The following is a 25,877-nucleotide window of genomic DNA, read 5'->3' as shown; positions in this document are numbered from 1 at the left end:
GTTCGGACGTCTTCTCATGGAGTCAGCCATGACCATCGCACCTCGCCGCATTCCCGACGCGACCCTGATCAGCACGCTGGCGGAGACCGCCGCGACGTGGCGAGGCCAGCTGCTCGCGAAACGGAACGAGTTGCGGGGCGGAACTTTTCGAGACGCGGCGGTTGCCCTGTGCGCGTGGATCGCGGTGACCGACGGCCCTGCCGCGGGCGGTGACCGCGCCACCGTGGCCGAGTTCCTCACGGCCGACCCGGTTCTGCGGAATTTCCCGGTCGACGACCTGCGTGCGCTGTTCGAGGACAACTGCAATCGGCTGGCGAACAATCCGGTCCTCGGCTGCGCGCACGTGCTACGGCAGATCGCCAAAGCGGCGGACAAGCCCGCCGAAGCGGACGCGGTGGTCCGGATCGGCATCCTGATCGGCAGCGGGGCCGGCGCCTGTGGCCCGGAGGCGATCGATGCCCTCCACGACGCCTGCCGGACCTTGCGGCTGGCTCCGGAGCACTTCGGCCTCTGAATCCGCCGAACGCTACGATTCGCCTATGCGTTCGATTGATGCCGCCGAGCGGCGCGCTCGGCTGGCTGTGCGGCACCGGCTCGCGACGCCCGAACGGTCCGGGCTGGTCGACGAGATCGCCCGCTCGCTGGTCGCCCTGCACGCGACCGATCCGGCGACCGTCTTCCTCTCGGTCGCGGCGCGTGGCAAGGGCCTCACGCCCGCGGATGTCGAACGGGCGCTCTATGAGGATCGTTCGCTGCTGCGGATGCTGGCCATGCGCCGCACCATGTTCGTGGCGCCGGGGGACCTGGTGCCGATTCTCCAGGCCTCGTGCGCGGACGCGTTGGCGCACAAGCAGCGGCGCACCTATGGCAAGTACCTGGCGCAGGCCGGTATCGGGGACGGTGACACGGCGGGCTGGTGGGCCGAGGTCGAAGCCGAGACGCACAAAGCGTTGCTCGCCCGCGGCGCGGCCACCGGCGCGCAACTGAGCAAGGACGTCCCCCGGTTGCGCACCCAGGTGAACACCGCGCCGGACAAGGCGTATTCGAAGCCGACGAACATCACCACCTGGGTGCTGGTGGCTCTGGGCTGTGAGGGCCGCATCGTGCGCGGGCGGCCGAACGGCAGCTGGGCCAGCAGTCGATACACCTGGGCGCCGATCGAGTCGTGGTTGCCCAGCGGCGTCCCGTCCGTCCCCGCCACCGAGGCTCGCGTAGAGCTGGTCCGCCGCTGGTTGCGCGCCTTCGGTCCCGCACCCGTGTCGGACGTCAAGTGGTGGACCGGATGGACTCTGGGCGAGGTTCGCGCGGCGCTCGGCGCGCTCGAGCTGGTCGAGGTCGACCTGGACGGCGTGACCGGTGTACTCCTGGCCGACGACGTGGAACCGGTCGCCGCGCCGGAACCCTGGGCGGCGCTGCTGCCGGCCCTGGATCCGACGCCGATGGGCTGGCAGGCGCGGGAGTGGTATCTCGGCCCCCACGCACCGAGCCTGTTCGATCGCAACGGGAACGTCGGCCCCACCGTGTGGTGGGACGGACGGATCGTCGGCGGCTGGGCACAGCGCAAGGACGGCGAGATCGTCTACCGCCTCCTCGAAGACGTGGGAGCCGACGCCGACGCGCTGATCGCCGCGCAAGCGCAGCGCGTCGCCGAATGGTTCGGCGAGGTGCGCACCATTCCCCGGTTCCGGACACCACTGGAACGCGAGCTCACCGCCTGACCGACCGGAGACCCGACCCGCACCGGGTAGTTTGAGCCGCATGGAGATTCGCGGATTCGCCGAGAGCGACCGGGCCGCCCTGCGCGCTTTGTTCGTGCGCGCGGGTGCGGGTTCGCCGACCGAGTCGCTGTAGGGGCATCCGGAATCCGAGGCGGCCGTCTATCTGGAGCCGTACATGGATCTGGAACCGGCGTCGCTGTTCGTCGCGGAGCACGAGGGCGAGCTGGTCGGGTATCTGACCGGCTGCGTGGGCAGCGCGGGGTTTCCCAGCGAGAGCGAGCGCATCGATCAGGCCATCCGCCGCTATCGCCTGGTGTTCCGCCGTGAGCCCGCCGGGTTCTTCGCACGCAGCATCGCCGATGTCGCGGGTGCGGCGATCCGCCGGGCTCCGACGGCGGGAGATTTCCGCGACGAGCGCTGGCCCAGCCATCTGCACATCAATGTCGCGCCGGAGGCCAGGGGCACCGGCGCGGCCGACCGGCTGATGGTCCGCTGGCTCGAGCGCCTCACCGAAACCGGTTCGCCCGGCTGCCATTTGCAGACGCTGGTGGAAAACGTCCGTGCCGTCCGGTTCTTCGAGCGCATGGGATTCACCGCCCACGGCACCGAGCCCCTGGTCCCCGGCCTGCGCTATCGCGGAGCACGAGTGCACCAGCGCACGATGGTGCGCGACAGCTGACGGGCACGCGACGGCGATCCCGGAGTCGACCGCGTGCCACTACTCCCAGCGGCGGAAGTACACCGACTTGTGCGGTCGACCGGGCTGTCGAGCCCGCCGCAGCCACTTCACCGTCACGGGTTCCGGGAAAGCAAACGCGCCCGCAAGCGACTCCCCGGTGCGGTCATAGCTCGAGGGTGGCCGAGGTCAGCTCGCACCTCGACCGCGTGTTCGAGCTCCGGGCTCGACACCGGCCGAACTCGAAGTCACGGTCCCTGCTGCCGGTGACGGTCCCGCGACCACACGGCCGAGCCGGTGTGCTGAGGATTCCGCTACATGTCCAGCCCGAGGTCGAGCACACGGACCGAGTGGGTGAGGGCGCCCACGGCGAGGTAGTCGACGCCGGTGCGGGCGTAGTCGGCGGCGACCTCGAGGCTCAGGCCGCCGGAGGACTCCAGTTTCGTTCGCGGAGACGCGGCGTTGCGGCGCTGCACGGCCGCCTGGGTCTGCCAGAGCGGGAAGTTGTCCAGCAGGACGAGTTCCACGTCCTCGGCGAGCACGGCGTCGAGCTGTTCGAGACTGTCGACTTCGACCTCGCAGGGGATGTCGGGGGCGGCGGCGCGCACCGCGCGCAGCGCCTCGACCACAGATCCCGCGGCGACCACGTGGTTGTCCTTGATCAGGGCGGCGTCACCGAGACCCATGCGGTGGTTGACACCGCCGCCGACGCGCACGGCGTACTTCTGCAGCGCGCGCAGGCCGGGCAGCGTCTTGCGGCTGTCCCGGATGCGGCAGGAGGTGCCCGCGACGGCGTCCACCCATGCGGCCGTCGCCGTCGCGATGCCGGACAGATGGCATACCAGGTTGAGCATGGTGCGCTCGGCGGTGAGCAGCCCGCGAGTCGGCGCGATCAGGGTCAGCACGGACTGTCCCGGCGAGACCCGGGTACCGTCGGCGACGCGATCGGTGATCTCGTAGTCGCCCGCGCCGATCACCTCGTCGAGCACGAGCAACCCGGCGTCGAGCCCGGCCACGGTCCCCGGCTCCCGCGACACCACCGACGCCTTGATGACCGCGTCCGCGGGCACGGTCGCTGTCGTCGTGACGTCCGGGCCGTAGCGCAGGTCCTCGGACAGCGCGGCGCGGATGATCCGCAGCACCTCGTCGCGATCCAGGGCGGCATCCAGGGCCATCGAAGTTCCTCTCTCGCCGAGCGGGGCCGGTGGACGGCTCGGCGGCTGTCGTCAGGGGATGGGCGCGTACTCGGGTACGCCGTCGTTGTTCAGCCGGATCGGGAGGCCGTGACGGAGTTCGGGAACGGCGTCCGGGTGGTCGGACCGGGTGTGACAGCCGCGGCTCTCGGTGCGGGCGAGCGCGGCCAGCAGCAGCGTGCGGGCGGCGAGGGTGAGCGCGGCGTCCTCGATCCCGGCGATCGGGTGGGTGAGGGTGGTGTTCGTGTCGCGCCGGGTGACCACGTCATCGAGCCGCTTGAGCGCTTCGGCCAGACCGGCGCGGTCGCGGACCACCGAGGCGTGCGTGGTCATCAGACCCTGCACCACCTCACGGGCGGCGTAATCGGCGGTGCGAGCGGGTAGCTCGCGCACCCCGGCCCGCTCGCCGAGCCGTTCGGCGGCGGCGGCCCCGGCGCGCTCACCGACCACCAGTCCCTCGAGCAAGCTGTTGGAGGCCAACCGGTTCGCCCCGTGCAGACCTGTGCGCGCGACCTCACCGGCCGCGTACAGACCGGGCACTCCGGTGCGGCCGTGGGTGTCGGTGACGACTCCCCCGCACTGATAGTGCGCGGCGGGCGCGACCGGGATCAGGTCCGTGCGCGGATCGATGCCCGCGGCCAGGCACGAGGCGGTGATCGTCGGAAACCGTCGACCGAAGCCGTCGATCGACCGCGCATCGAGGTAGACGTGCTCGGCGCCGATCGCCCGCATGCGGGCGGCGATGGCACGGGAGACCACGTCGCGGGGGGCGAGGTCGCCGCGCGGATGCACCCCCGCGGTCACCGGATCGCCTTCGGTGTCGACGAGCGTCCCGCCTTCGCCGCGCACCGCTTCGCTGATCAGCGGCCTGCGCCCCATCCCTCCCGGGGTGTAGAGCACGGTCGGATGGAACTGCACGAACTCGAGATCGGCGACGGTCGCGCCGGCCCGCAGCCCGAGCGCGACGCCGTCGGCGGTGGCGCCGGGCGGATTGGTGCTCAGCGCGTACAACTGTCCGAGCCCGCCGGTGGCCAGCAGCACAGCGGGGGCGTGCACGACACCGAAGCCCTTGTCCGACACCGCGACCACGCCCCGCACACCGTTCGGGCCGGTGACGATCTCGGCGACCGCGGCGCCGAACAGCACCGGCAGACCGGCCTCGTTCAGCGCCCGCTGCACCTCCGCGCCCGTGGCGTCGCCACCGGCGTGGATGATCCGGCGGGTGCTGTGCCCGCCCTCGCGGGTCCGCGAGATCTGGCCGTCGCGGCCGAGGTCGAACACCGCGCCCAAATCGGTCAGCGCGGCCACCGCGGCCTGCCCGCCCGCGACGATGGAGCGCACGGCGTCCACGTCGCACAGGCCCGCGCCCGCCTCCACCGTGTCGTGCACGTGCGACTCGACCGAATCCCCGTGCGGCGCCACCACGGCGATGCCGCCCTGGGCGTACTGGGTGGAGGTGTCGGTCGGCCCGCCTTTGCTGAGCGTGAGCACCCGCAGGCCACGCAGTGACGCGGTACGCGCCGCGGTCAGTCCCGCGACGCCGCCGCCGATCACCACCAGATCGGCCTCGGCCTCCCAGTCACCCACCGCCGCACGGGTAGCGGTCGGGCTCATTCACCGCCGCCGGGATTGCCGATAGCGATCATCCGCTGCACCGAATTGCGGCCCAGCGCGGCGGTTTCCGGATCGACATGGACTTCGTCGCGACCTTCCACCAGGCAGCGCAGCAGCGCCGCCGGGGTGATCATCTTCATGTACTTGCACGAGGCCCGGTCGTTCACCGCCTGGAAGTCGATGCCGGGAGCGGCCTTGCGCAGCTGGTGCAGCATGCCGACCTCGGTGGCCACCAGCACCTGATTCGACTTCGCCGCCTTGGCCGCGTCGATCATGCCGCCGGTGGACAGGATGTGCACCCGCTCGGCCGGGAACGCGCCCTCCCCCGCCAGGTACAGCGCCGAGGTGGCGCAGCCGCATTCGGGGTGCACGAACAGCTCCGCGTCGGGATGGGTGCGGGCCTGCTCGGTCAGCTCCTCGCCGTTGATGCCCGCGTGCACGTGGCATTCACCCGCCCAGATGTGCATGTTCGCGCGGCCGGTGACCCGCTTGACGTGCGCGCCGAGGAACTGGTCCGGCAAGAACAGCACCTCACGGTCCGGGTCGATCGAGGCGACTACGTCGACCGCGTTGGACGAGGTGCAGCAGATGTCGGTGAGCGCCTTCACCTCGGCCGTGGTGTTCACGTAGGAGACGACCACCGCGTTCGGGTGCTCGGCTTTCCACGCGCGCAGTTCGTCGGCCGTGATGGAGTCGGCGAGCGAACATCCGGCGCGCTGATCCGGGATGAGCACGGTCTTCGCCGGGCTGAGAATCTTGGCGGTCTCGGCCATGAAGTGCACGCCGCAGAACACGATGGTGTCCTCGGGCGCCTCGGCCGCGATCCGCGACAGCGCCAGCGAATCGCCGACGTGGTCGGCCACGTCCTGGATCGCGGGCAACTGGTAGTTGTGCGCCAGGATCGTCGCGTTGCGCTCCCGCGCCAGCCGCTTGACTTCCCGCGCCCACTCCGGCGATGCCTCGACACCCGCGAACCCGGACGGCCCGTCGAACACCTGCCCCATCAGCGGGGGCGCCAGTTTCGCACCCGTCGTCGCCATGGATGGCTCCCTTCCTCGTGCGGTCGGCTACCCGCCGATTCGCACCAAACCAGGTTTTCGACTTACAATCGAAAACGTGGCCCATAGTAGCACCATCCACGAATCGCTCACCGCGGTGTTCCAGGTTCGCCGCTTCCCGAAGAACGTCACCGCAGGTCACAGCGCAGCGGAGCGCGCGGAAGAGTTGACGCGGCGGTGCCCGCCCGATCAGCGGACCGAACTGGCGGTGTTGCTGTGGGAACGCGCTCTCGACCCGCAGAAGGGCACCTGGTCACTGCCGGGCGGCAGGCTCGGTGACGACGAGGACCTCGACACCTCCGCGCGCCGCCAGCTCGCCGAGAAGGTCGACGTGCGCGAGCTGAGCCACCTGGAACAGCTCTCGGTGTTCAGCGCCCCCGACCGGGTGCCGAGCCCGCGGCGCATCGCCTCGGCCTACCTCGGACTGGTGCCGCTGACCGCCGATCCCCAGCTGCCCCCGGACACCGCGTGGCACCCGGTCGCGGCACTGCCGGACATGTCCTTCGATCACCGCACGGTGGTCGACCACGCCCGCACCCGGCTGGCGGCGAAACTGTCCTACACGAATATCGCCTTCGCCCTCGCACCGGACCGGTTCACCATGTCCACCTTGCGCGAAATCTACTGCGCCGCATTGGGCTACGATGTGGACACCACGAACCTCCAGCGAGTTCTCTCCCGCCGCAGAGTGATCACGCCCACCGGCGCCACCGCCGCGCCCGGCCGCGCGGGCGGCCGCCCCGCCGCGGTCTACCGCTTCACCGGCTCCGGCCTGCGCGTGACGGACGAATTCGCCGCCCTCCGTCCGCCCGGCCCCTCCTGAGCTGCTGCCTTCGCCAGCGCAGCTCGACCCCTGTAGACAAGACCCGTCCGCGCCTGCTCTCGAAGCACAAGTGCGCACGCGGCTTTCGGCAAGCGTCGAAGTAGGCGCCGAGGACATCGGCTTCACCGCCGATGGGCGTCGGCGACCAGGAACTGAGCAGCGTGATGAGGCCGCGATTACTGGTCGGTGGTTTTGCGGTGCTTGTCCCTGCGGCGGTACTGCCGCTTGCTGGGTATCGGACGCGCGGCGTTGCTGCGCCGCAAGGCGTCTCGGCGGCGCCATGCCGCCAGATCGGCGCGCTCGCTCGCCGCGGGAGGCGCGTCGGCCATCGCATGACGTGCGGGATTCACGGCCGGTCCCCCTTTCGCGTATCCGGCTACTCCGGTTCACACCGTATCGCCGCGCGGGTTCGGCCTCCACCGATTTTCACCGTGGGCGGGCCGGCGAGCGCGTCGGCGAAGAGCTCACCGCATCCTTCGGCCACGCCCAGCGCCGTCGCGATAGGGCCCTCAGCCCTACCGTTGGCTCGGGAGATCCAGTTCGGCCACCTTGACCAGGCCCGTCTCTTGCCGAGCGGTCTCCAGCGTGAACCGGGCGCGGCGGCCCCGGACGTCGAGGGAGGCGATCGAATTGCCGAAGTGCGGGCCGCTGATCTTGCGCCAGCGGACCGGATCGGGTGAGAGCCCACGCCGATCCGCGAGCCACCGCAGCGCCGACGCGATCGGCGCCGCCCACGACAGCGCGAACGCGGGCTGGAACATCTTCGGTGGCTCGTTGTGCACCGGCGAACACACCAATTGCAGCACTTGTGATTTCGTCGGCTCCGCGTAACCGGCGACGGCGACGTAGCTGTGGTGCACGTCCCCGGAAAGCACGCAGATCGTGCTCGGCGACTCCGGGGCGGTACCCAGCCGGTGGATCAGCCGCGCGAGCCGTTCGAACGACGCGCGGAACGCGGGCCAATGCTCCAGATCCGCTGCCTGCCTGACCTTTTCGCCCAGTCTTCCGCGCCATCCCGGCAGGTCCGCCGCCCGCTCGTTGAGCGATTGGAAGTGGCTCAGCGCGTGCGGCATCAGCCACGGCAGGGACGATCCGATCAGCAGGTGGTCGACGTCGCCCGCGGCGTTCTCCTCGATCCAGTCGAATTCCTCGGACCCGACGATGAGGCGCTGACCGTCGAGGATCCGGCCACCGCGGGTGTCGATCACCAGCAGCCGGACGCGGCCGAAGTCACGGCGGTAACTCCACCGGGTGGGCTTACGACCGTCGACCTCCTTGTCGGCCTGCTCGGCGAAATTCTCCAGCAGACCTTGCACGTCGTCGCCCGCCTCGGTGACCTCGCGGTAGAGGGTGTTGCGCGCCAGTTCGTCCGGGCCGAGGTTGCCGATGTGCTGATACACCCAGTAGGACGCGAGTCCGGCGCGGATGCGCTGGTTCCACCACGGCTTGCGCGCCATCTGTTCGCGCCAGGTACGCGAGGTGTTCCAGTCGTCGCGTACGTCGTGGTCGTCGAAGATCATCGACGTCGGCACGGTCGACATCAGCCAGCGGATCTCCGGGTCCGCCCACGACTCGTGGTAGAGCTCGGCGTACTCGCGGAAGGACACCACCTCGCCCTGCGGCTCCTGCCCGCCGCGCCGCCGTGCCAGCCACTCCTTCATCCGCGGGGTCGGCTCGTCGGCGTAGACCTGGTCACCGAGCAACAGCAGGGCATCCGGCCATTCCTCCTCCGGCAGTCCCGTCATGCGCGCGGCGTACGCGTCCAGCGCGTCCGCTCCGAGCTTGTCCGCCTCGAGCACCCCCGGCGTGGCCTTGGCCGCCCGGCACGACCCGAACAAGATCTTCTCGACGGGCCGCGTACGGATGCGGCACGGCGGAAACTCCGATTCCGGCTCCGGCCAGACCGGCACACCGTCGAGCCGCACCTGGTAGGGCACCGACTGGCCTGGTTCCAGCCCGTCGATCACGACCAGCGCGAAGTGCTGCTCCTCCACATGGAACGTGCGGGCGCGCCGTCCCAGAACGTCCACTTCGCACGCAGCATCGGTTTCCACCCAGACGGTCGCCGAAGTCGCGTCGACATGCCGCAACACCGGCCCCAATACCAATTCCGCCATAACAACCGACGTTACGTCCACATGCGCGCTCCGGCATGATTACCGACTCGGCGCGATGAACACGGGCCTTCCGGTGTGCGGTGATGCCGGCGGCAGCCTGGTGACGCTGCTGGGACCGCGGGTTCGCCCATGGTGTCGGTTAGCTCACAAACCGCTGCTGGGGTATCGGGAAATGCCGATCCATGGCAGGGTGGATCCGTGAGATCAGGCTTATCGATGTGATTCGCTTGGCTCATCTACAGAAAAGATTGAAGTAAAGCAATGGCTCAAGGCAGTGTGAAGTGGTTTAACAGCGAAAAGGGCTTCGGCTTCATCGCGCAAGACGGCGGCGGCGCCGACGTGTTCGTTCATTACTCCGCCGTGTCCGGCTCGGGATTCAAGTCCCTGGAAGAAGGACAGCGCGTGGAGTTCGAGATCGGCCAAGGTCAGAAGGGCCCCCAGGCCCAGGACGTTCGCGCGATCTGATCGACGTAGCCAGGTGAAAGCCCCGCACCCACAGGGTGCGGGGCTTTTGCGTATACGCCAGTCGATGATCGACGGCACATGGTCGCGGCAACGCGCGAGAAGGGTCCTCCACCATGTGCGTCGATCATGAGGGGTCATGGAGGAAAGCGATGATCGCGGTGAGGTCGGGGCGGTAGCCGGAGGTCGTGTCGACCTCGAGTGACGGCGCGTCGAGGGCGATGCGTTGGAACGCGGCAGGCGTCGGTGGCGGGTGGTCGGGATCGGAATGGGCGCGGCGGAGTGGATCGGCTCGGCGGCGCTGGTGGATTCGCGCGGTCGTCAGAGCCGGATCGGTCACGCAGTGGACGACGCGCAGCCGTGCGTGGGCTTGCAACGGTGTGAGGCCCGGACGCCACAGCCGGTCCTGGAAGGCGGCTTCGGCAACCACGGTGACGCCGGCCCGCACGAGGAGCTCCAGCGTCTGGAAGAACACCGGCAGAGTGCGCAGGTTCAGTTCATCCGAGCGGTCCGGGGCGTAGTTCCCCGTCGCATGCACCATTCCCTCTTTGATCTCGTCCCGGCAGATGGCAGGGCAGCCGATCGACCGGGCAAGGGCGTGTGCGAGCGTCGTCTTGCCGGACCCGGGTGGGCCGCTGACGACGACGAGGGTGGGGAGCGTATCCGGTTCGTCGGCCATTCCCGCACCGTAGTACCACTCGAATTGCCAAGCTCCCGCGCTCTCGGCACGAGTGTGACATCGCGCCGTCGCATACGAAGTCTGCGACGACCCCTCGTTCAGGCGGACTTCATCTCCGGGCCGGGCGGCGGCGCTTCGGTCCGCTGCGCCACGCGCGCTCCTGCCCAGAAGACCAGCTCCACCAGCCAGAACAGCAGGAGGAACACGGTTACCACGGTCACGGGGACGGCGAGGAAGAGCACCGATGGGACGGCGACGACGACGAAGCGGGCGAAGTCGGCCGTGCTCGCGCCGCTCAACCGGTGGGCCGCGCGCACGGCCGCCCACATCATCCAGCGGCGCGGCAGCGAGACGCCGAGCTCGTGCAGGCTGCGGCGGAAGACGCCGTCGGCGTCGGCCACGCTCACCGCGGTCGAGTTGAGCAGATAGTCGTGCAGGATCGCGGCGCGGGTGTAGACGCCGTAGCGCGGTATCAGCCAGACGAGAGCGCGCGGCACCGAGGCGAAGTCGGTGCGGAAACCTGCGGGGATCACGAATTCCTCGGTCGCGCCGCGATAGACGAGCGGTTCGGTCACCCGCCAGAATCCGGCATCGAGTTCTTCGACGATCGGCCCGCCACCGACAAAGGTCACGTCCTGTTCCTTCCGCGCACTACCCCACCCCACGGTGGTTCGGCAAAGCCTCCCGGCGGCGGTGACGTGCCGGACGACGCGTCAGTACCGCGGGTGGGATTCGGGCACCGAATACCCTTCCCTGGCAGGCTCGTAGCCACGATAAGGGAGCTCTACCCCGCTCGCAGCTTCACCGTAGGGAGTCAGAGTGCCTCGGGTGTCGAAGGTGTCCACTCGGTCCCGGGCGGTGCGGCGGCCGCTGCCGAGATCCTCCGAAACACTGAGGGCGGCAAGAAACAGCATGGCGAACGACGCGATCAGCGGCTGCACGATCAGCGCGAGCGCACTGCCCAATTCGATCGGCAAGGCGACGATCTGTCCGACCGGCGGGTCGTTGGGCCGCGGATGCAGCCAGGCGGCGACCTGCTCGCCCACGCCCGCCATCACCACCGCGCCCACAGCGGAGCCGATCAGCAGGCCGAGTTGCAGCAATGGTCCGCGCGCCGAGCGCCACCGCCACGCGGCCAGCGCCGAGAGCAGTCCCAGCACCGCCCCCGCGAGCAGGAACATCGCCAGCGCGTCGAACTGATGCGCGCTCTCACCGGTCAGCGCGACCCCGCGCCCCGGCTCGACCACCAGCAGCCGCTCGGTCGGCGCCGACACGCCCCATCCGGCGCCGGCGATCGCGCTGACGATCACCACGGAGACGGCGACCAGCGCCGCCGAGCGCACCTCGCTCCCGGCCGACGCCACTAGCGGCGTTCCAGTTCGGCCGAGTCGATGACGCCGTGCCGCGAGCACCTGGCCCACCAGCCGTCCGGGCTGACCTGCACGATCATGCGGCGCCCGCACTGCTCGCAGAACCGCGGCGGCTCCAAGCCCAGCGCGGCGGCGGCCGGGATCGCGTCGTCGAGACCCGGCACGATTCGCTTGCCGGTGAACGGGTTGTAGCGCTCGTCCATGTCCATGACAGTACTCATGCTCGCCTGCCTGTTCGTCGCAACCGAGCCGGTCAGAGCGTTTCGTTGAGCGCCTTGATCGGCATCTTCAGCTCGCCGAGCAGATCCAGGTCCTGTTCGGCCGGACGGCCCAGGGTGGTCAGGTAGTTGCCGACGATGACGGCGTTGATGCCGCCCAGGATGCCCTGCTTGGCGCCGAGATCGCCCAAGGTGATCTCGCGGCCACCCGCGAAACGCAACATGGTGCGCGGCAGCGCGAGCCGGAACGCGGCGACGGCGCGCAACGCGTCGGACGCGGGCAGCACCTCGAGGTCGCCGAAGGGGGTGCCCGGCCGGGGATTGAGGAAGTTCAACGGCACCTCGTCGGGCTCGAGCTCGGCCAGGTTCGCGGCGAATTCGGCGCGCTGCTCCAAGGTTTCGCCCATGCCGAGGATGCCGCCGCAGCAGACCTCCATGCCCGCTTCGCGGACCATGCGCAGGGTGTCCCAGCGCTCCTCCCAGGTGTGCGTGGTGACCACGTTCGGGAAGTAGGAGCGGGAGGTCTCCAGGTTGTGGTTGTAGCGGTGCACGCCCATGGCGGCCAGTTGGTCGACCTGCTCCTGGGTGAGCATGCCCAGCGAGCAGGCCACCTGGATGTCGACCTCGTTGCGGATCGCCTCGACGCCCGCGGCGACCTGGGCCATCAGGCGCTCGTCCGGACCGCGCACGGCGGCCACGATGCAGAATTCGGTGGCCCCGGTCTTCGCGGTCTGCTTGGCGGCCTCGACCAGGCTCGGGATGTCCAGCCATGCGGCGCGCACCGGGGACTGGAACAGGCCCGACTGCGAGCAGAAGTGACAGTCCTCGGGACAGCCGCCGGTCTTGAGGCTGATGATGCCCTCCACCTCCACCTCGGGGCCGCACCACTTCATGCGCACCTCGTGGGCCAAGGCGAGCAACTCCTCGAGCCGGTCGTCACCCAGGCGTAGCACCTCCAGCGTCTGCTCCTGATCGAGCCCCTCGCCGCGCTCGAGCACCTGCTCGCGGGCGATCGACAGGATCTCGGTGTCTACGGGTGCCTGGGTCACAGCACGAATCCCTTCGTCCGGCCGAGGTGGCCGTGCAACTTGAACGGTGTTCAGGCTAGGGTAGCGGTAGGAGTGAGTCAAAGCACGACGAGAGGGCATCGAGTGCAACTGCACCGGGCGGACGTGGTCGACGGCGCCATCGCGATCCTGGACCGATACGGCCTGGCCGACCTCACCATGCGCCGGTTGGCCGGTTCCCTCCAGGTCCAGCCGGGCGCGTTGTATTGGCATTTCCCCAACAAGCAGGCGCTGCTCGGCGCGGTCGCGGACAAGATCCTCGCGCCCATGGAGGACCCGATCGAGGCCGGGGAATGGTCCGGGCAGATCACCGAATTGGCTCACCGGCTGCGGAACTGCCTGCTGGCCTATCGCGACGGGGCCGAATTGGTTTCGGCGACATACGCTTCCCGGCTCACCACGAGCAAGGGGCGGGAACGTCTGGCGAGCGCGGCGATTCGCGCGGGCATGCCGCGCGAGGAGGCCGAACTCGCGGCGTTCACACTGCTCTACTACGTTCTCGGCGAGACCGTCGACGAGCAGTCGCGGATGCAGATGGACTCGGTGGGCGCCCTGCCCGACGACGCGTCGCCACTGGAGGAGACCCCGGACGCCACAGCCCGTTTCGACTTCGGTCTGCAATTGTTCGTCGCGGGTGTGCGCCACCTGCTCGGCACCCGGGTCCGCTGACCTGCTAGCCACCTGCCGGACACCGGGCTCCCAGCGACGAGGGATTCGGTCGGGGTTCCGCGCTCGGTGACGTGCGGAACCGTTGGCTGTGCATCGGTCTCGCCGTTCGGTCCCCGGCCGATGAGCGAGCGGTCTGGCACGATCGGTGCGACGCTGGATGGCCGCTCGACCGACGGGCATCTCCCGGCTTCGGGCCGCGACTCGGGCTCACCTCGTCCCTTCATGCGACCGCGGTGACGGCCGGACCGCACCGGGAAACCAGAGGTGCATCGTGTACGCGCCCGCCGCGGCGGCGAGCGCGAGCGCGACGGCCGCCGCACCGAGCACGGTGACGGCGCTGATCGCGCCCACCGCCACCGGTCCCGCGAACATGCCGATGTCGTGGGTCAGCCGCCAGGCTCCGAGGAATTCCGCGCGCTGCCCGTCGGGTGCGACGTCGGCGCCGACCGTCATGATCAGCCCGTTGCTCATTCCGTTGGCGAGCCCGAGCAGCACGGCGGCGCAGCCGAGGCCGAGCACCGTCGAGGTGAACGGCAGCGAACCGAAACCGGCGGCGAACAGGATCATCGACGGCACGCCGGTGGCGCGCCTGCCGTAGCGATCCAGCCAGACCCCCGCCGGATAGGACAGCAGCACGTCCACCGCTCCCGCCAGGCCGAAGATCAGACTGGTGGTCGAAGCGCTCAACCCGATGTGCGCCGCCCACAGCGGCAGCAGCGCCAGCCGCGACGCCCGTGCCGCGCCGACCAGCAACGCGGCCGAGCCGAGCGTGCCGAGGGTTCTGCGGTGCTCGACCACGATCGCTCCCAGCGAAGCCCGCGCGCCTGTCTCGCCCGGCCCGTCGGGTGACCGGATCGCCGCCATGGCCGCGCCGGAGATCACCGTGGTCGCCAATTGCAACCACAGCGCGCCGTTCGGGCCGAGGGAGTGCACCACGGCCGCACCGAGGAACGGTCCGCAGAAGAACCCCAGCCGCATCGAACCGGCCAGCGTCGACATCGCGCGCCCGAGGTCGCCCACGGGCACCACGGCCACGAGGTAGGTCTGGCGAGCCAGGCCCCACACCGCGCCCGCCGCGCCGCCCAGCAGCATTCCCAGGGCGAGCACCCCGACGTTGGGCGCGAAGATCGCCGCGAGCACCCCGACGCCCCCGATCACCGACCCCACCGCCATCGCGCCGCGTTCCCCGAACCTGGCGACGGCCCTTCCCGCGGGCAGATCGGTGAGCACCATCCCCAACCCGGACAGCGCGACGATGACCCCGGCCAGTCCGGCCGACGCGCCCAGGTCCAGCGCGCGCAGCGCGTACATCGGCGCCGCCGCGCCGGACCCGATGCCGTACACCACCATCGGAACGAACACGGTCCAGGTCAGCGACCGCAATCGCACCGGGTTCGCGACCGCACCGACCACGACGGACCGCTCGTTCATCGCCGAGTCACCGTACGGCAAGAACATCCCCGAGTCCGTGAGGCCACCCGCCGCGCACTGCTCCAACCGGTCACCCGCCGCCCGAACCCGCTGCTCGCGGCGTTCGATCCGGGCCGCCGCCCCCACGATTCGGCGGGAGCCCGCAGGACCGCGCGGCAACTCCGCACACTGGATTCGGTCATCCGCGCGACGCGAGCAGCGAATCCAGCCGATGACGCAATCCGGTCGCGCACCCGATCGCGACCGACGACTGTGCGCTCGTTGCCCGTCACCCACGCCACCGCGCGAGCACTCTCCGACCACACACCCACGGCCCGCGAGCGGCCCCGGGTGTGACCGATAATCGACCGCTGGTTCGGGCCGGGCCGCGCGCCGCGCGAATCGGCGAGAACCCGTAGGGCGCTCAGTGAGCGGGGCACGGCACCGACCGGCTCCCGACCGGCCGCGCGAGTCCGGTCCATGGCGGGCACCGGCGTGGTGGGACGTCGGACAGCTCGGTGCGCCCGCGCCCCGGCGGGACAGTCGGTTTCGCCGGTGCCGCTCACCGGGTCAGCGCGGGCTGCCGGGCGAAACGGCTCTCGGGACGGGGTAGGCCGAAGTGGTCACGCAGGGTGGTGCCGGTGTACTCGGTGCGGAACAGTCCGCGCTGCTGCAAGATCGGCACGACCGTTTCGGCGAAGACCTCCAGTCCACCCGGGTAGTACGGCGGCATCACGTTGAAACCGTCGGCGGCGCCGCCGCGGAACCATTCCTCGATGGTGTCGGCGACCTGCTCGGGGGTTCCGGCGAACACCCGGTGACCGCGCGCACCGGCGAGGCGGTGCAGCAGACCACGGACAGTCGGCCGTTCCCGCTGCACGATCCCCGCCACGACTTGCAACCGGCTCTGGCCGTTGTCGGTGACATCGCCCGCGGCGTCGAACAAATCGGCCGGAATCGGCTCGTCCAGCGCCAGGTGCCGCAGGCTGATCCCGACGATGCCCTCGAGCTGTGCCAACCCGTACTCCGGCACGGTGAGCTCGTTGAACTCCTGTTCCAATTTCTTGGCCGCCGCCTCGGTGTCGGCGATGAACGGGCTGATCCCGGGCAGGATCTTGACGTGCTCGGGGTCGCGGCCGAAGCTGCGGGCCCGCTGTTTGATGTCGGCGTAGAACGCCTGCGCGTCGCTGAGGCGCTGATGCGCGGTGAAGATCGCCTCGGCGTACTTGCCCGCGAACGCCCGGCCGTCGTTCGACGCGCCCGCCTGCACCAGCACCGGGTAGCCCTGCGGCGTGCGCGGCGCGTTGAACGGCCCACGCACCCGCAGGTATTCGCCCTCGAAGTCGACCCGGTGAATCTTCTCCGGGTCGGCGTACACGCCGGAGGCCCGGTCCCCGACGATGGCGTCGTCCTCCCAGCTGTCCCACAGCGCGGTCACGGCGTCGACGAACTCCCGCGCCCGCGCGTACCGTTCGGCGTGGTCGGGATGCTTGTCCAAACCGAAGTTCGCCGCGGCGAGATCGGTTCCGGTGGTGACGATGTTCCAGCCCGCGCGGCCGCCGGAGATGTGGTCCAGCGTGGAGAACAGCCTGGCGAGGTTGTAGGGCTCGTAGTACGTGGTCGACGCGGTGGCGATGAGGCCGAGGTGCGTCGTCGCCGTGGCGATGGCGGTGAGCAGGGTGATCGGCTCGAGGCCGGAGGCCGCGTTGTGCCGTACGTTGGTGCGCAGCGCTGGACCGTCGGCGAAGAACACCGCGTCCAGCTTCGCCGCTTCGGCGGTGCGTCCGATCTCTTGGTAGTAGGCGACGTCGTAGATCCGGTCGGGACTGCTCCACGGATGCCGCCAGGCGGCCTCGTGGTGACCGGAGGGATAGATGAAGGCGTTGAGACTGAGTTGGCGCGGTGCGGTCATGAGGCTTTCTTCTCGTCGGTATGCGTGTCCGCGACGTCGACACCCAGGCTGGCCAGCAGCAGGGATCGGTGCCGCAGGAAGGCGGGATCGCCGTGGCGGCGCGGGCGTTCCAGGTCGATGCGCTGGTCCACCGCGAGGTGCCCGTCATCGAGCACCAGCACGCGGTCGGCGAGCAGCACCGCCTCGTCCACATCGTGGGTGACCAGCAGGACGGCGGGGCGATGCCGGGCGCACAGGTCCTGCAACAGCGCGTGCATCTTGATCCTGGTCAGCGCGTCCAGCGCGCCGAACGGTTCGTCCGCCAGCAGCAGCTCCGGCTCGCGCACCAGCGAACGCGCCAGGGCGACGCGCTGTTGCTCACCGCCGGAAAGTTCCTTGGGCCATGCTTTCTCGCGGCCCGCGAGGCCGACCTCCGCCAGCGCCGCGCGACCGCGACCGGCCACGTCCGCGCCACCGAGGCCGAGGGTCACGTTCTCCAGCACGCGCGCCCAGGGCAGCAACCGGGAGTCCTGGAACACCACCGAGCGCTCGGTGGGCACTCTCAGCTCACCGGATCCGGTTACGTCGTAATCCAATTCGGCCAGCGCCCGCAGCAGCGTGCTCTTGCCCGAACCACTGCGGCCCAGCAGCGCGACGAACTCGCCGCGGGCGATATCGATGTCGAGGTCGCGCAGCACGACCCGGTCGCCGAAGCCACGGCGCAGCCGCCGGGCGCGGACGACGTTCAGTCCCCGAGTGTCTGTCGCCATGACAGCGCCTTCCTTTCCACGGCGCGCACCAGGATGTCGCCGAACAGGCCCAGCAGGCCGTAGATCACCAGGCCGACCACGATGATGTCGATCTGGCCGTAGGTGCGGGCCTGGGTCATGAGGTATCCGATGCCGCTGGTGGCGTTGACCTGTTCCACCACGACCAGCGCCAGCCACGAGATGGTGGCCCCGAGCCGCAGACCGGTGAAGAATCCGGGCAGCGATCCCGGCAGCGCGATCCGGCGGACGAACCCCCACCGCGACAGATCCACAGTCTGGGCGAGTTCCACATACCTGGCGTCGACGCTGCGCAGATGCGCGTGCGTATTCAAGTAGATCGGGACAGCCACGCTGGTGGTGATCACCAGCAGCTTCATTTCCTCGCCGATGCCGAACCACACGATGAACAGCGGGATCAGCGCGAGCGTCGGAATGGCGCGTTTGATCTGAATAGGGCCGTCCACCAGCGCTTCACCGAGCCGGCTCAGCCCGGCCAGCAGCGCGAGCACCACACCGATCGCGACACCGATCCCGAGCCCGATGGCGGCGCGCTGCACCGAGGTGAGCAGGTTGCTCTGCAGTCGGCCGTCGGCGAGCAGGTCACCGGCGGTCTGCGCGACCGTCCACGGTGCGGGCAAGGTTTCCGGATCCAGTGCGCCGGAGGCGGATCCGGCGACCCACGCGGCGATCAGCAACGTCGGTCCCAACGCGATACCGAACGGGATCGGGCGGCCCGGTCCCAGGCGCGGCCTGCTCGGTTTGCGTTTCGCCAGGACCGGTTCCGCGTCGGGGCGACCGAGGCCGATGCGGCGCAGCACGGTGGCGTCGAGGGTGGCCATCAACGCGCCTTCGGTTCGAACGACGCGCCGCTCTCGGTGACCGCCTGGGTGATCGCGGCGTCGAAGCGCAGGTCGAAGCCGTCGGCCGCCCGCACCTTCTTGGGCAGCTCACCCGCCTCGGCGATGGCGTCGATGGTGGATTGCTGACGGTCGATCAGTCGCTGGTCCAGGTGTGGGAAGACGTAGACGCCAAGCGATTGCACGATCCGTTCGGCGTCCTCGGCGCTGACCTTCTGGTTCTCCACGTAGTAGCGGCGCGCCCACTCCTGCGGATGGGTGTTGGCCCACTGGTAGGCCCGCACGAAGGCGCCGACCAGGGCGCGGGTGGCGGCCGCCTCGGCCGGGTCCTGCACGACGGCCCGACGGGCGTAGAGGTAGGCGAGGCCGCTGTAGACGCCCGCGGTCTCGGAGTCCGGTACGAGAGAGGTGCCCGGCGTGCGCAGCAACCGGGTGACGTTCGGTTCGATCAGCGGCGCGACGTCGACCTGGCCGGTGCGCACGGCATCGAGGAACTCGGCCAGTTGCAGCCGGACCAGCTGCACGTCGGAGGTGGTGAGTCCGGCTCTGTCGAGGGCGCGCAGCACGGCGGCCTGCTGGGCGGTGCCCTCGGCGTAGGCGATCTTCTTGCCCTTCAGGTCCGCCAGCCGCGTTACCGACTTGCCCGGCGCCACCGCCAGTTTCAAAGCGGTGGTGCTGGTCTGGTAGGACGCGACGATCGGAACGTCCTGCCCCGCCACCAGGGCGTGGATCGGCGGGACGTCGCCGACCTGCGCTACGTCGGCGGCGCCCGCGCGGAACGCCTCCAGGATGGCGGGGCCGCCGACGAAGTTGGCGAACTCCACCTCGAAGGGGAGCTTGTCGAGTTCACCGGACAGGCGCAGGACCGATTGCAGGCGCTCTTGCTGGTCGGCGATCACGAGGGTGGTCCCGGGGGGAACCTCGGTCGGCAGTGGCCCGTCGGCTGTGGGACCGACCGGCTTGTCGTCGTTCGCGCAGCCGGTGAGTCCGAGAGTCGCAACGGTTGCCACGGCGAGCAATGCGGCGGTCGTGCGGCCGCGGAGGCCGGACCGGAACGTGCTGGGTCGGAACATAGGCGAATTGAAACAGCGCCACAGCGGCCGGAGAACGGTTTGTCTCAGCCTGGTTCGAACCCGGTCAGCGGTGCGGCGCGGCCACCGTCGTCGACCGAACCTGTTGCTGATAGCGCTGCATGAACGGCAGGATCTGCTGCTCGATCACCGTGTTGTATTCCCGGGGGCGCTGCATCGGGTTGGCGTGCCCGGTGTTTCGGGCGAGCACCACCAGCAGTGTGCCGTCCACCCCGCCGGACCGCTCGATCAGCACTTGATGGGAGTGCTCGACATCGACGACGCGGTCACGTCCCGGGTCGCGCGGACGGATGAAAACGATGGCGGGCCGCGGCTTCTCGGCCGTGGGCTCGGCCAGGGAACGCAAGTTGTCCGCCGCTCCACCGGCCACGATGGCGGTGAACTGGGACTCGATCAAGCCGTTGCTCGCGGCGTCACGCGAGACGATCTTCTCCCGCAGCACCTCCGAGACCACCTTGCCCAGCTCATGGAGCCGGATGCCGGGCAGCCCGTCGCCGCGGTCGAGGAACCGGTCCCGGCGGGCATAGGTCTCCACGGCCAGCCGGAGCGTGCGGCTTTCCCGGGCGCCGGGCAGCCAGCCCATCCAGCGCAGCATGTCCTCGCCGCGGCCGCGGCTCTCCGGACGGACCGCGTTCAGGTCCACCGGCGTGCAGTCCAGGATCACCCCGACCAGCCTGCGGTCGCTGTCGCGGTGAATGTGCTCGGCCACCTCCAGCGCGATCACGCCACCCATGCTGTGGCCGACGAGCACCACGTTGCGCAGGCCCGACAGTTCGGCGGCACGCACGACCAGGTCGGCGATCACCTTGGTGTCGATGCCCTGATTGTCGTAGCGGATCGCCCACACCATGCCCATCCCGCGCAGCGCGGGCAGGGCGGCCGCGGTGTCAGTGGCGTCGAGTCCGCCGAGCCCGACCAGGTCCACCACGACGGTGTCCCAGTTCCGCGGGTCCACCGGCGGGGCGACGGGCAGGATGGCCGGCTCGGTGCGCGCCAGCCGCGCCTGTTCCGGCGCGACGTCGTACTTCCAGTACTGCGCGAACACCACGAGCCCGGTCAGCAGCAGTGCGGCCACCCGAAGCAGCGTCACCCTGGTGCGGCGCAACGTCTTCCACTCGTGCCCCAGGCTCGTGTCCCGCAGCCGAGCTCGGCGTCGCGTGTCGTCCCAGTCGGAGACGGTGGACGGGTGCCTCTCGTCCATCGGCGACATCCATCCCACTGTAGGCACGGGTGCGGACCGTCGCCATCACGCCGAGTCAGGTCGCGCGCGCCACGGCGGCCGGTGACGGCGCGGCGAAACGTGCCCGCTCCGAGCTGCCGAAGCCCCTTCCGCGCTGGTCAGCGCACCGACGTCATCGCGGCGAGCTTGCCGAGGCAGATCCGCCGACCGAGTTCGTTCTGCTCGGGCGCGGTCCCGTCCGGCAGGCCGCGGCGCCGCGCGCCGACGTCGGTGCCGCCGCCCGCGCGGAATCGCGGCCATGCCACCCACCGTGTGCGGCACCGACAGACTCGGGCTATTCGGCCCGCCGGATCGTGGTCCCGCCCGACCGTGGATCAGCGCGTCAGCTGAAAGGCGACCAAGCGGGATCGAACCAGCCCGGGGCGGCGGCGGTGAACCGCGCACGATCCCAGCCGCCCGCGCCCGCGGGCACCGAGCCCACGAGGTCGACGCCGGTGACGCGGGGCAGGTCGGTGCGGTTGCACTCGGCCGCCAGATCCGGCGCGGCGGGCCACGCGCCGATCACCAGGCCGGCACAGCGCACGCCCGCCGAATGCAATGCGCGGGTGGTCAGTTCGGTGTGATTGAGTGTGCCCAGCGCGGCCGCGGTGACCAGCAGCACGGGTGCGCCGAGTTTCTGGGCGAGATCGAGCAAGGTGAAATCGCCCAGGCGCACCAGCAATCCGCCCGCGCCCTCGACCAGGACGAGGTCGGCGGTCATGGCGTCCACCGCGGCGGCGGTGTCGGCGAGGGTGAGTTCCGGCAGACCGGCACGGCGGGCGGCGGTGTCGGGCGCCAGCGGGTCCGGATAGCGGGCTAGTTCGACCGTCCTGGTCACGCCGGACAGACGCTGGATTTCCGCGAGGTCACCGGGTTCGCCGACGGCGACGCCGGTTTGGCCCGGCTTGCACACCGCCACCGAGTGCCCGCCCGCCAGCGCCACCGCGGCCACGGCGGCGGTGACGACGGTCTTGCCGACGTCGGTGGACGTGCCGCTGATCAACAGGACGGTCATGCGGGCACCGTGCCCCGCGCCTCGGCCGACATCGCGCCCCGCGCCTCGGCCGACATCGCGCCCCGCGCCTCGGCAAGCACCTCGCCGAGCACCGTTGCGATGGAGTCGAGTTCGATGGGAGTGAGGTTCGCCCGCGCGGTCAATCGCAGGCGCGAGGTGCCCTCCGGGACCGTCGGCGGGCGGAAACAGCCCACGTCGAGCCCGCGCGCCCGGCACGCCTGGGCCGCGTCGAAGGCCACCTGCGCCGGACCGAGCACGACCGACACCACCGCCGAAGGCGGCGCGGGCACACCGGCGATCCGGGCGATGTCCGCGGCGCGGGCCAGCACCCGTTCGGCCAGTCCGGGTTCGGAGCGCAGCAGGCGCAGCGCGGCCCGCGCGGCGCCGACGGCGGCGGGCGCCAGACCGGTGTCGAAGATGAACGTGCGCGCGGCGTCGATCAGGTGGGCGCGCACCCGCGCACTGGCCAGCACCACCCCGCCCTGCGCGGCAAGGGACTTCGACAACGTCGCGGTGATCACCAGATCCGGTGCCCCCGCCAGACCCGACTCGTGCACCAGCCCGCGCCCGCCCGCACCGCGCACGCCGAGCCCGTGCGCCTCGTCCACCACGAGCACGGCGGCGTTGGCCCTGGTCACGCGATGCAGTTCGGCCAGCGGCGCGAGATCGCCGTCGGCGCTGAACACCGAATCGGTGAGCATCAGCGCACGCTCCTCGGTGCGCTCCGCCAGCAACCGGTCCACCGCCGCGATGTCGCGGTGCGGCGCGATCTCCACCCGGGCGCGCGACAACCGGCAGGCGTCCACCAGCGACGCGTGGCTGCCCGCGTCGGAGACCACGAGCGAGCCGCGCCCGGCGAGCGCGGTGACGGCGCCGAGGTTGGCCGCGTATCCGGAGGCGAACACCAGCCCCGCTTCGGCGCCGACGAATTCGGCCAGCTCGGTCTCCAGCAGCTCGTGCTCGGCGGTGGTCCCGGTGACCAGGCGCGACCCGGTCGAGCCCGCGCCCCAGCGGCGCACCGCCTCCACAGCGCCCTCGATCACCTCGGGGTGGCGTACCAGGCCCAGGTAGTCGTTGGAGGCGAGATCGATGGACGGGGCCTGCGGGGTGCGCGGGCGCAGCTCACGGCGCAGTCCCGCGGCCACCCGCGCGGCCGCGCGTTCGTCCAACCAGCTCAGCGGATCGGTAGTCACAGCTGGGCAGCATACTTGAACACCGTTCAGGGCACCCGTCCACCGGCCCGGCTGGTACCGTTGAGCCATCGTTGGTGGTGTCACCGGCCCGCGGTGACGGAGCTGCACCGGGGAGGAACACGGCCGGATGCCGCGGTGGGCAATAGTCGTCGAGGAAACCACGGGTTCGGGCGACCACAGACGCTGGTCACCCCGGATCCTCGCGGAAGTGGTCGGCACGCGCGCCCAGGCGCTGGCGAAGCTGGCCGGCGTACTGCCCACCTACACCCCGGAGCATCCCAAACTGCGCGGCCGCCGCGTCGTCCTCCGCGACGGCGACACCTACTTACTGATGGTGCGCGGCTGGTCGGATGACTACCACTGCATCTTCCGGGTGTGGGAGATGCTGTCGGACAGCGATCGCCCGGAGATCGCCGACAACCCGCGCGGCGGAAGCGATCGGCTCACGGACCGTTGAACCAGTTCGGCGTATCGAGCCGGAACACCTCCCCGGGCGCCAGCAAGCGCAGATCGCGCTCCAACGCCGCCAGCCGGTCCACACCGAGCAGATCGGCCCAGCGATCGCGGATCCGGTCGAAGGCGCGGGCCGATCGGGTCAGCACCTCCTCGGCGCGGTCGGTCAGCGTGTAGACCTTGCGGCGCGCGTCGGTCGGATCGTGCCCGCGCCGCAGGTAACCCAGCCGCTCCAACGCCTCGACGTGCTTGCCCGCGGCCTGTTTCGAGACGCCCAGGGCGCGCCCGAGGTCGGCGGCCGTGCAGCCGTAGGGACCGCCCGCCCGGCCGACCGCCTGGAAGACGAAGCCGTGCATGGGCCGCAACTCGGCGTGGCCGTACTCGGCCAATTCGGCGTGCACCTCATCGATGACGGCGCGGAAGCCGAGCAGCATGCGCAGCGGCAACTCGTAGCCACCCACGTCACTTGACATTATGGACAACCTCATTGACTATATGGACAACCACGTTGTCTAGTTTAGAGGAATCGCCTGATGACCGTCATCCGACACTCCGATACCCGCCGCACCGAAACCCCGGGCGGCGTCATGACCACACTCGCCTCCCCCACCCAAGGCGGATCCGCACTCGCGTTGTGGCGGGTCGAGGTGCCGGCGGGAACCAGCGGGCCGCTGCACTTCATCGACACCGAGCAGATCTGGACCGTTCTGGCCGGACGGATCGACGTCGCGATCGACGGCACGGAAGTCACTGCGGCCGAGGGCGATACGGTCATCCTTCCGGCGAACGTCCTGCGGCAGGTGCGCACCGGCGTCGGCTACACCGCCATCGTCACCGCACAGGCGGGCGCCCGAGCCGGAACGCCGGACGGCGACGGCACGATCGTCCCGCCGTGGATCGCCTGAGCGGTCACCGATCGGACTGCGCGGCGACCGCGGCGCGCATTCCGGCGGTGATCGTCGCGATGTCGCCGGGGGAACTGATGAACGGCGGCATCGCGTACACCAGGTTCCGGAACGGACGCAGCCACACCCCGGCCGCCACCGCGGCGTCGGTCGCGGCGCGCATGTCGACCGGGCGGTCCAGCTCGATCACGCCGATCGCACCGAGCACCCGCACCTCCACCACCCCCGGCAGGCCGCGCACCGGAGCCAAACCCGCCGCCAGCCCCGCCTCGATCCCGGCCACCTCGCCACGCCAGTCGCGCGAACGCAGCAACTCGATCGAGGCGACGGCGACCGCACAGGCCAGCGGGTTGCCCATGAACGTGGGACCGTGCATGAGCCCGCCGTGCGCCGCGCTGATCGTCTCGGCGATCCGCGCGGTACACAGCGCGGCGGCCAGGGTGAGGTAGCCGCCGGTCAGCGCTTTCCCGACGCACATCACATCCGGGCTCACCCCGGCGTGCCCGGCCGCGAAAAGCTCTCCGGTGCGGCCGAACCCGGTGGCGATCTCGTCGAAGATCAGCAGCACGCCGTGTTCGTCGCACAGCCTGCGCAGGTCGGCGAGGTAGCCGGGGTGGTGCCAGCGCATCCCGCCCGCGCCCTGGACGACCGGCTCCACGATGACCGCCGCGAGTTCGCCCGCGTGCGCGGCGATGACCCGCTCCAGTTCCGCGACGTACTCCGGCAGGTACGCACTCGGCGGCACCGGCGCGAACACCTGGTTCACCAGGATGTCGGTCCACAGCGAGTGCATGCCACCCTCCGGGTCGCACACACTCATCGGAGTGAACGTGTCGCCGTGATATCCGCCCCGCCAGGTGAGCAGTCGGCGCTTCTCCGGTTTGCCCAGCGAGCGCCAATATTGCAGGCACATCTTCACCGCGACCTCGACCGACACCGAGCCGGAGTCGCACAGGAACACTTTGTCCAGCCCCGCGGGTGTGGAATCGACCAGCAGCTCGGCCAGCCGTGCCGCGGGTTCATGGGTGAGCCCGCCGAACATCACGTGACTCATGCGCCGCGACTGGGCCAGCAGCGCCGCGTCGAGCCTCGGATGCCGGTAGCCGTGGATGGCGGCCCACCAGGAACTCATGCCGTCGACCAGCGAACGCCCGTCGGCCAAGGTCAGCCTGGTCCCCTCGGCGGCGGTCACCACCAGGGGTTCGGTCGTGGCCGGGAAGCCGCCGTACGGATGCCAGACGTGCTCGGCGTCGAGTGCGGTGATCTCGTCGGGGGTCAGTGCCACAGCAATCCTCGCGTCACGGCCCCGGCCCGCCGGGGCGGCTTGAACACCGTTCAAGTTAACACCCGGCCCGGCACGAGTCCGCCGGGTGCCCGGTATGACGGGAGTTCGGCCGTTTCCCCACTGC

29 protein-coding genes are annotated in these 25,877 nt (G+C 70.4%); 8 read left to right on the top strand and 21 right to left on the bottom strand.

Annotated elements, in window-relative coordinates:
* Window positions 1-28: 28 nt before the first annotated feature.
* From GVY39_RS12415 to GVY39_RS12405, 3 genes are all read left to right on the top strand, one after another.
* Window positions 29-514, top strand: a complete 486-nt coding sequence (locus GVY39_RS12415) for a TerB family tellurite resistance protein (protein ID WP_159923763.1) — start codon at window positions 29-31, stop codon at window positions 512-514.
* A gap of 25 nt (window positions 515-539) precedes the next feature.
* Window positions 540-1,718 (top strand): winged helix DNA-binding domain-containing protein, encoded by a 1,179-nt coding sequence (locus GVY39_RS12410; protein WP_159923761.1) that lies wholly within the window; start codon window positions 540-542, stop codon window positions 1,716-1,718.
* Window positions 1,719-1,893: 175 nt separating this feature from the next.
* The gene (locus GVY39_RS12405) at window positions 1,894-2,397 is read left to right on the top strand and encodes a GNAT family N-acetyltransferase (protein ID WP_201295213.1); all 504 of its coding nucleotides are present in this window, start codon (window positions 1,894-1,896) and stop codon (window positions 2,395-2,397) included.
* A gap of 311 nt (window positions 2,398-2,708) precedes the next feature.
* Here the strand turns inward: GVY39_RS12405 and nadC are convergent, their stop codons facing one another.
* The 3 genes from nadC to nadA are packed head-to-tail and all read right to left on the bottom strand — an operon-like array spanning window position 2,709 to window position 6,241.
* On the bottom strand, window positions 2,709-3,569 hold the full coding sequence (gene nadC, locus GVY39_RS12400) for a carboxylating nicotinate-nucleotide diphosphorylase (protein ID WP_159923759.1): 861 nt from the start codon (window positions 3,567-3,569) through the stop codon (window positions 2,709-2,711).
* A gap of 51 nt (window positions 3,570-3,620) precedes the next feature.
* A complete protein-coding gene (locus tag GVY39_RS12395) occupies window positions 3,621-5,201 on the bottom strand; it encodes an L-aspartate oxidase (protein ID WP_159923757.1) in 1,581 nt (526 codons plus the stop codon).
* Window positions 5,198-6,241 carry a quinolinate synthase NadA gene (nadA, locus tag GVY39_RS12390; protein WP_159923755.1) on the bottom strand — a complete coding sequence of 348 codons (1,044 nt, stop codon included), beginning with the start codon at window positions 6,239-6,241 and terminating at the stop codon, window positions 5,198-5,200. The genes GVY39_RS12395 and nadA overlap by 4 nt, the downstream gene beginning before the upstream one ends.
* A 76-nt stretch (window positions 6,242-6,317) precedes the next feature.
* Between nadA and GVY39_RS12385 the strand changes: the two genes are divergently transcribed.
* Window positions 6,318-7,082: an NUDIX domain-containing protein gene (locus GVY39_RS12385; protein WP_159923753.1), complete on the top strand. Its 765-nt coding sequence runs from the start codon at window positions 6,318-6,320 to the stop codon at window positions 7,080-7,082.
* Window positions 7,083-7,258: 176 nt separating this feature from the next.
* Here the strand turns inward: GVY39_RS12385 and GVY39_RS12380 are convergent, their stop codons facing one another.
* Window positions 7,259-7,432, bottom strand: a complete 174-nt coding sequence (locus GVY39_RS12380) for a hypothetical protein (RefSeq protein WP_159923751.1) — start codon at window positions 7,430-7,432, stop codon at window positions 7,259-7,261.
* 165 nt (window positions 7,433-7,597) lie between these two features.
* Window positions 7,598-9,199, bottom strand: a complete 1,602-nt coding sequence (locus GVY39_RS12375; protein WP_159923749.1) for an alkaline phosphatase D family protein — start codon at window positions 9,197-9,199, stop codon at window positions 7,598-7,600.
* Between the two features lie 261 nt (window positions 9,200-9,460).
* Here GVY39_RS12375 and GVY39_RS12370 point away from each other — a divergent pair, with 261 nt between their 5' ends.
* The gene (locus GVY39_RS12370; RefSeq protein WP_040741190.1) at window positions 9,461-9,664 is read left to right on the top strand and encodes a cold-shock protein; all 204 of its coding nucleotides are present in this window, start codon (window positions 9,461-9,463) and stop codon (window positions 9,662-9,664) included.
* A 124-nt stretch (window positions 9,665-9,788) separates the two neighbouring features.
* On the opposite strand, the gene GVY39_RS12365 is transcribed toward GVY39_RS12370, so the two are convergent.
* The 5 genes from GVY39_RS12365 to bioB form a co-directional block, all read right to left on the bottom strand.
* Complete coding sequence (locus tag GVY39_RS12365) at window positions 9,789-10,340, bottom strand: ATP-binding protein (protein WP_159923747.1); 552 nt, start codon at window positions 10,338-10,340, stop codon at window positions 9,789-9,791.
* Window positions 10,341-10,438: 98 nt separating this feature from the next.
* Complete coding sequence (locus GVY39_RS12360; protein ID WP_159923745.1) at window positions 10,439-10,972, bottom strand: DUF1353 domain-containing protein; 534 nt, start codon at window positions 10,970-10,972, stop codon at window positions 10,439-10,441.
* Window positions 10,973-11,053: 81 nt separating this feature from the next.
* Window positions 11,054-11,704 (bottom strand): DUF2567 domain-containing protein, encoded by a 651-nt coding sequence (locus GVY39_RS12355; protein WP_195071691.1) that lies wholly within the window; start codon window positions 11,702-11,704, stop codon window positions 11,054-11,056.
* Window positions 11,704-11,931: a hypothetical protein gene (locus GVY39_RS12350; RefSeq protein ID WP_159923741.1), complete on the bottom strand. Its 228-nt coding sequence runs from the start codon at window positions 11,929-11,931 to the stop codon at window positions 11,704-11,706. The genes GVY39_RS12355 and GVY39_RS12350 overlap by 1 nt, the downstream gene beginning before the upstream one ends.
* Window positions 11,932-11,963: 32 nt before the next feature.
* Window positions 11,964-12,977: a biotin synthase BioB gene (bioB, locus tag GVY39_RS12345; RefSeq protein ID WP_159923739.1), complete on the bottom strand. Its 1,014-nt coding sequence runs from the start codon at window positions 12,975-12,977 to the stop codon at window positions 11,964-11,966.
* A 102-nt stretch (window positions 12,978-13,079) separates the two neighbouring features.
* On the opposite strand from bioB, the gene GVY39_RS12340 reads away from it, so the two are divergent.
* Complete coding sequence (locus GVY39_RS12340) at window positions 13,080-13,664, top strand: TetR/AcrR family transcriptional regulator C-terminal domain-containing protein (protein ID WP_159923737.1); 585 nt, start codon at window positions 13,080-13,082, stop codon at window positions 13,662-13,664.
* A 207-nt stretch (window positions 13,665-13,871) separates the two neighbouring features.
* Here GVY39_RS12340 and GVY39_RS12335 read toward each other — a convergent pair whose 3' ends face one another.
* The 9 genes from GVY39_RS12335 to GVY39_RS12295 form a co-directional block, all read right to left on the bottom strand.
* Window positions 13,872-15,254 carry an MFS transporter gene (locus GVY39_RS12335; protein WP_236565423.1) on the bottom strand — a complete coding sequence of 461 codons (1,383 nt, stop codon included), beginning with the start codon at window positions 15,252-15,254 and terminating at the stop codon, window positions 13,872-13,874.
* Between the two features lie 382 nt (window positions 15,255-15,636).
* Window positions 15,637-16,986, bottom strand: a complete 1,350-nt coding sequence (locus tag GVY39_RS12330; RefSeq protein WP_159923735.1) for an LLM class flavin-dependent oxidoreductase — start codon at window positions 16,984-16,986, stop codon at window positions 15,637-15,639.
* The gene (locus GVY39_RS12325; RefSeq protein WP_159923733.1) at window positions 16,983-17,735 is read right to left on the bottom strand and encodes an ABC transporter ATP-binding protein; all 753 of its coding nucleotides are present in this window, start codon (window positions 17,733-17,735) and stop codon (window positions 16,983-16,985) included. Before GVY39_RS12325 ends, GVY39_RS12330 begins: the two co-directional genes overlap by 4 nt.
* Window positions 17,711-18,574: an ABC transporter permease gene (locus GVY39_RS12320; protein ID WP_159923731.1), complete on the bottom strand. Its 864-nt coding sequence runs from the start codon at window positions 18,572-18,574 to the stop codon at window positions 17,711-17,713. The genes GVY39_RS12325 and GVY39_RS12320 overlap by 25 nt, the downstream gene beginning before the upstream one ends.
* Window positions 18,574-19,665 (bottom strand): ABC transporter substrate-binding protein, encoded by a 1,092-nt coding sequence (locus tag GVY39_RS12315; RefSeq protein ID WP_159923729.1) that lies wholly within the window; start codon window positions 19,663-19,665, stop codon window positions 18,574-18,576. The genes GVY39_RS12320 and GVY39_RS12315 overlap by 1 nt, the downstream gene beginning before the upstream one ends.
* 64 nt (window positions 19,666-19,729) lie before the next feature.
* Window positions 19,730-20,893 (bottom strand): alpha/beta fold hydrolase, encoded by a 1,164-nt coding sequence (locus GVY39_RS12310; protein WP_159923727.1) that lies wholly within the window; start codon window positions 20,891-20,893, stop codon window positions 19,730-19,732.
* A gap of 128 nt (window positions 20,894-21,021) precedes the next feature.
* Window positions 21,022-21,168 (bottom strand): hypothetical protein, encoded by a 147-nt coding sequence (locus tag GVY39_RS12305; protein ID WP_159923725.1) that lies wholly within the window; start codon window positions 21,166-21,168, stop codon window positions 21,022-21,024.
* Between the two features lie 77 nt (window positions 21,169-21,245).
* Complete coding sequence (gene bioD, locus GVY39_RS12300; RefSeq protein WP_159923723.1) at window positions 21,246-21,917, bottom strand: dethiobiotin synthase; 672 nt, start codon at window positions 21,915-21,917, stop codon at window positions 21,246-21,248.
* On the bottom strand, window positions 21,914-23,110 hold the full coding sequence (locus tag GVY39_RS12295; RefSeq protein ID WP_236565422.1) for an 8-amino-7-oxononanoate synthase: 1,197 nt from the start codon (window positions 23,108-23,110) through the stop codon (window positions 21,914-21,916). Before GVY39_RS12295 ends, bioD begins: the two co-directional genes overlap by 4 nt.
* A gap of 127 nt (window positions 23,111-23,237) precedes the next feature.
* On the opposite strand from GVY39_RS12295, the gene GVY39_RS12290 reads away from it, so the two are divergent.
* On the top strand, window positions 23,238-23,567 hold the full coding sequence (locus tag GVY39_RS12290) for a hypothetical protein (protein WP_159923719.1): 330 nt from the start codon (window positions 23,238-23,240) through the stop codon (window positions 23,565-23,567).
* On the opposite strand, the gene GVY39_RS12285 is transcribed toward GVY39_RS12290, so the two are convergent.
* Window positions 23,554-24,036 carry a MarR family winged helix-turn-helix transcriptional regulator gene (locus GVY39_RS12285; RefSeq protein ID WP_159923717.1) on the bottom strand — a complete coding sequence of 161 codons (483 nt, stop codon included), beginning with the start codon at window positions 24,034-24,036 and terminating at the stop codon, window positions 23,554-23,556. The two genes, GVY39_RS12290 and GVY39_RS12285, sit on opposite strands and share 14 nt — an antisense overlap.
* 60 nt (window positions 24,037-24,096) lie before the next feature.
* On the opposite strand from GVY39_RS12285, the gene GVY39_RS12280 reads away from it, so the two are divergent.
* Window positions 24,097-24,468, top strand: a complete 372-nt coding sequence (locus tag GVY39_RS12280; RefSeq protein WP_159923715.1) for a cupin domain-containing protein — start codon at window positions 24,097-24,099, stop codon at window positions 24,466-24,468.
* Between the two features lie 4 nt (window positions 24,469-24,472).
* On the opposite strand, the gene GVY39_RS12275 is transcribed toward GVY39_RS12280, so the two are convergent.
* On the bottom strand, window positions 24,473-25,753 hold the full coding sequence (locus GVY39_RS12275) for an adenosylmethionine--8-amino-7-oxononanoate transaminase (protein WP_159923713.1): 1,281 nt from the start codon (window positions 25,751-25,753) through the stop codon (window positions 24,473-24,475).
* Window positions 25,754-25,877: the final 124 nt, after the last annotated feature.

Origin of the sequence: Nocardia sp. CY15, assembly GCF_009829295.1 — a bacterium.
Lineage (GTDB): Bacteria > Actinomycetota > Actinomycetes > Mycobacteriales > Mycobacteriaceae > Nocardia > Nocardia sputi.
Note: the sequence above shows the minus strand (reverse complement) of the source record. Positions and strands in the feature narration are given on the sequence as shown.

Excerpts from the sequence above, each read along its gene's own strand:
- GVY39_RS12415 (WP_159923763.1), top strand. The coding sequence starts at position 29 with ATGACCATCGCACCTCGCCGCATTCCCGACGCGACCCTGATCAGCACG.
- GVY39_RS12410 (WP_159923761.1), top strand. The coding sequence starts at position 540 with ATGCGTTCGATTGATGCCGCCGAGCGGCGCGCTCGGCTGGCTGTGCGG.
- GVY39_RS12405 (WP_201295213.1), top strand. The coding sequence starts at position 1,894 with ATGGATCTGGAACCGGCGTCGCTGTTCGTCGCGGAGCACGAGGGCGAG.
- nadC (WP_159923759.1), bottom strand. The coding sequence starts at position 3,569 with ATGGCCCTGGATGCCGCCCTGGATCGCGACGAGGTGCTGCGGATCATC.
- GVY39_RS12395 (WP_159923757.1), bottom strand. The coding sequence starts at position 5,201 with ATGAGCCCGACCGCTACCCGTGCGGCGGTGGGTGACTGGGAGGCCGAG.
- nadA (WP_159923755.1), bottom strand. The coding sequence starts at position 6,241 with ATGGCGACGACGGGTGCGAAACTGGCGCCCCCGCTGATGGGGCAGGTG.
- GVY39_RS12375 (WP_159923749.1), bottom strand. The coding sequence starts at position 9,199 with ATGGCGGAATTGGTATTGGGGCCGGTGTTGCGGCATGTCGACGCGACT.
- GVY39_RS12370 (WP_040741190.1), top strand. The coding sequence starts at position 9,461 with ATGGCTCAAGGCAGTGTGAAGTGGTTTAACAGCGAAAAGGGCTTCGGC.
- GVY39_RS12365 (WP_159923747.1), bottom strand. The coding sequence starts at position 10,340 with ATGGCCGACGAACCGGATACGCTCCCCACCCTCGTCGTCGTCAGCGGC.
- GVY39_RS12350 (WP_159923741.1), bottom strand. The coding sequence starts at position 11,931 with ATGAGTACTGTCATGGACATGGACGAGCGCTACAACCCGTTCACCGGC.
- GVY39_RS12330 (WP_159923735.1), bottom strand. The coding sequence starts at position 16,986 with ATGACCGCACCGCGCCAACTCAGTCTCAACGCCTTCATCTATCCCTCC.
- GVY39_RS12325 (WP_159923733.1), bottom strand. The coding sequence starts at position 17,735 with ATGGCGACAGACACTCGGGGACTGAACGTCGTCCGCGCCCGGCGGCTG.
- GVY39_RS12320 (WP_159923731.1), bottom strand. The coding sequence starts at position 18,574 with ATGGCCACCCTCGACGCCACCGTGCTGCGCCGCATCGGCCTCGGTCGC.
- GVY39_RS12315 (WP_159923729.1), bottom strand. The coding sequence starts at position 19,665 with ATGTTCCGACCCAGCACGTTCCGGTCCGGCCTCCGCGGCCGCACGACC.
- GVY39_RS12310 (WP_159923727.1), bottom strand. The coding sequence starts at position 20,893 with ATGTCGCCGATGGACGAGAGGCACCCGTCCACCGTCTCCGACTGGGAC.
- bioD (WP_159923723.1), bottom strand. The coding sequence starts at position 21,917 with ATGACCGTCCTGTTGATCAGCGGCACGTCCACCGACGTCGGCAAGACC.
- GVY39_RS12290 (WP_159923719.1), top strand. The coding sequence starts at position 23,238 with ATGCCGCGGTGGGCAATAGTCGTCGAGGAAACCACGGGTTCGGGCGAC.
- GVY39_RS12285 (WP_159923717.1), bottom strand. The coding sequence starts at position 24,036 with ATGTCAAGTGACGTGGGTGGCTACGAGTTGCCGCTGCGCATGCTGCTC.
- GVY39_RS12280 (WP_159923715.1), top strand. The coding sequence starts at position 24,097 with ATGACCGTCATCCGACACTCCGATACCCGCCGCACCGAAACCCCGGGC.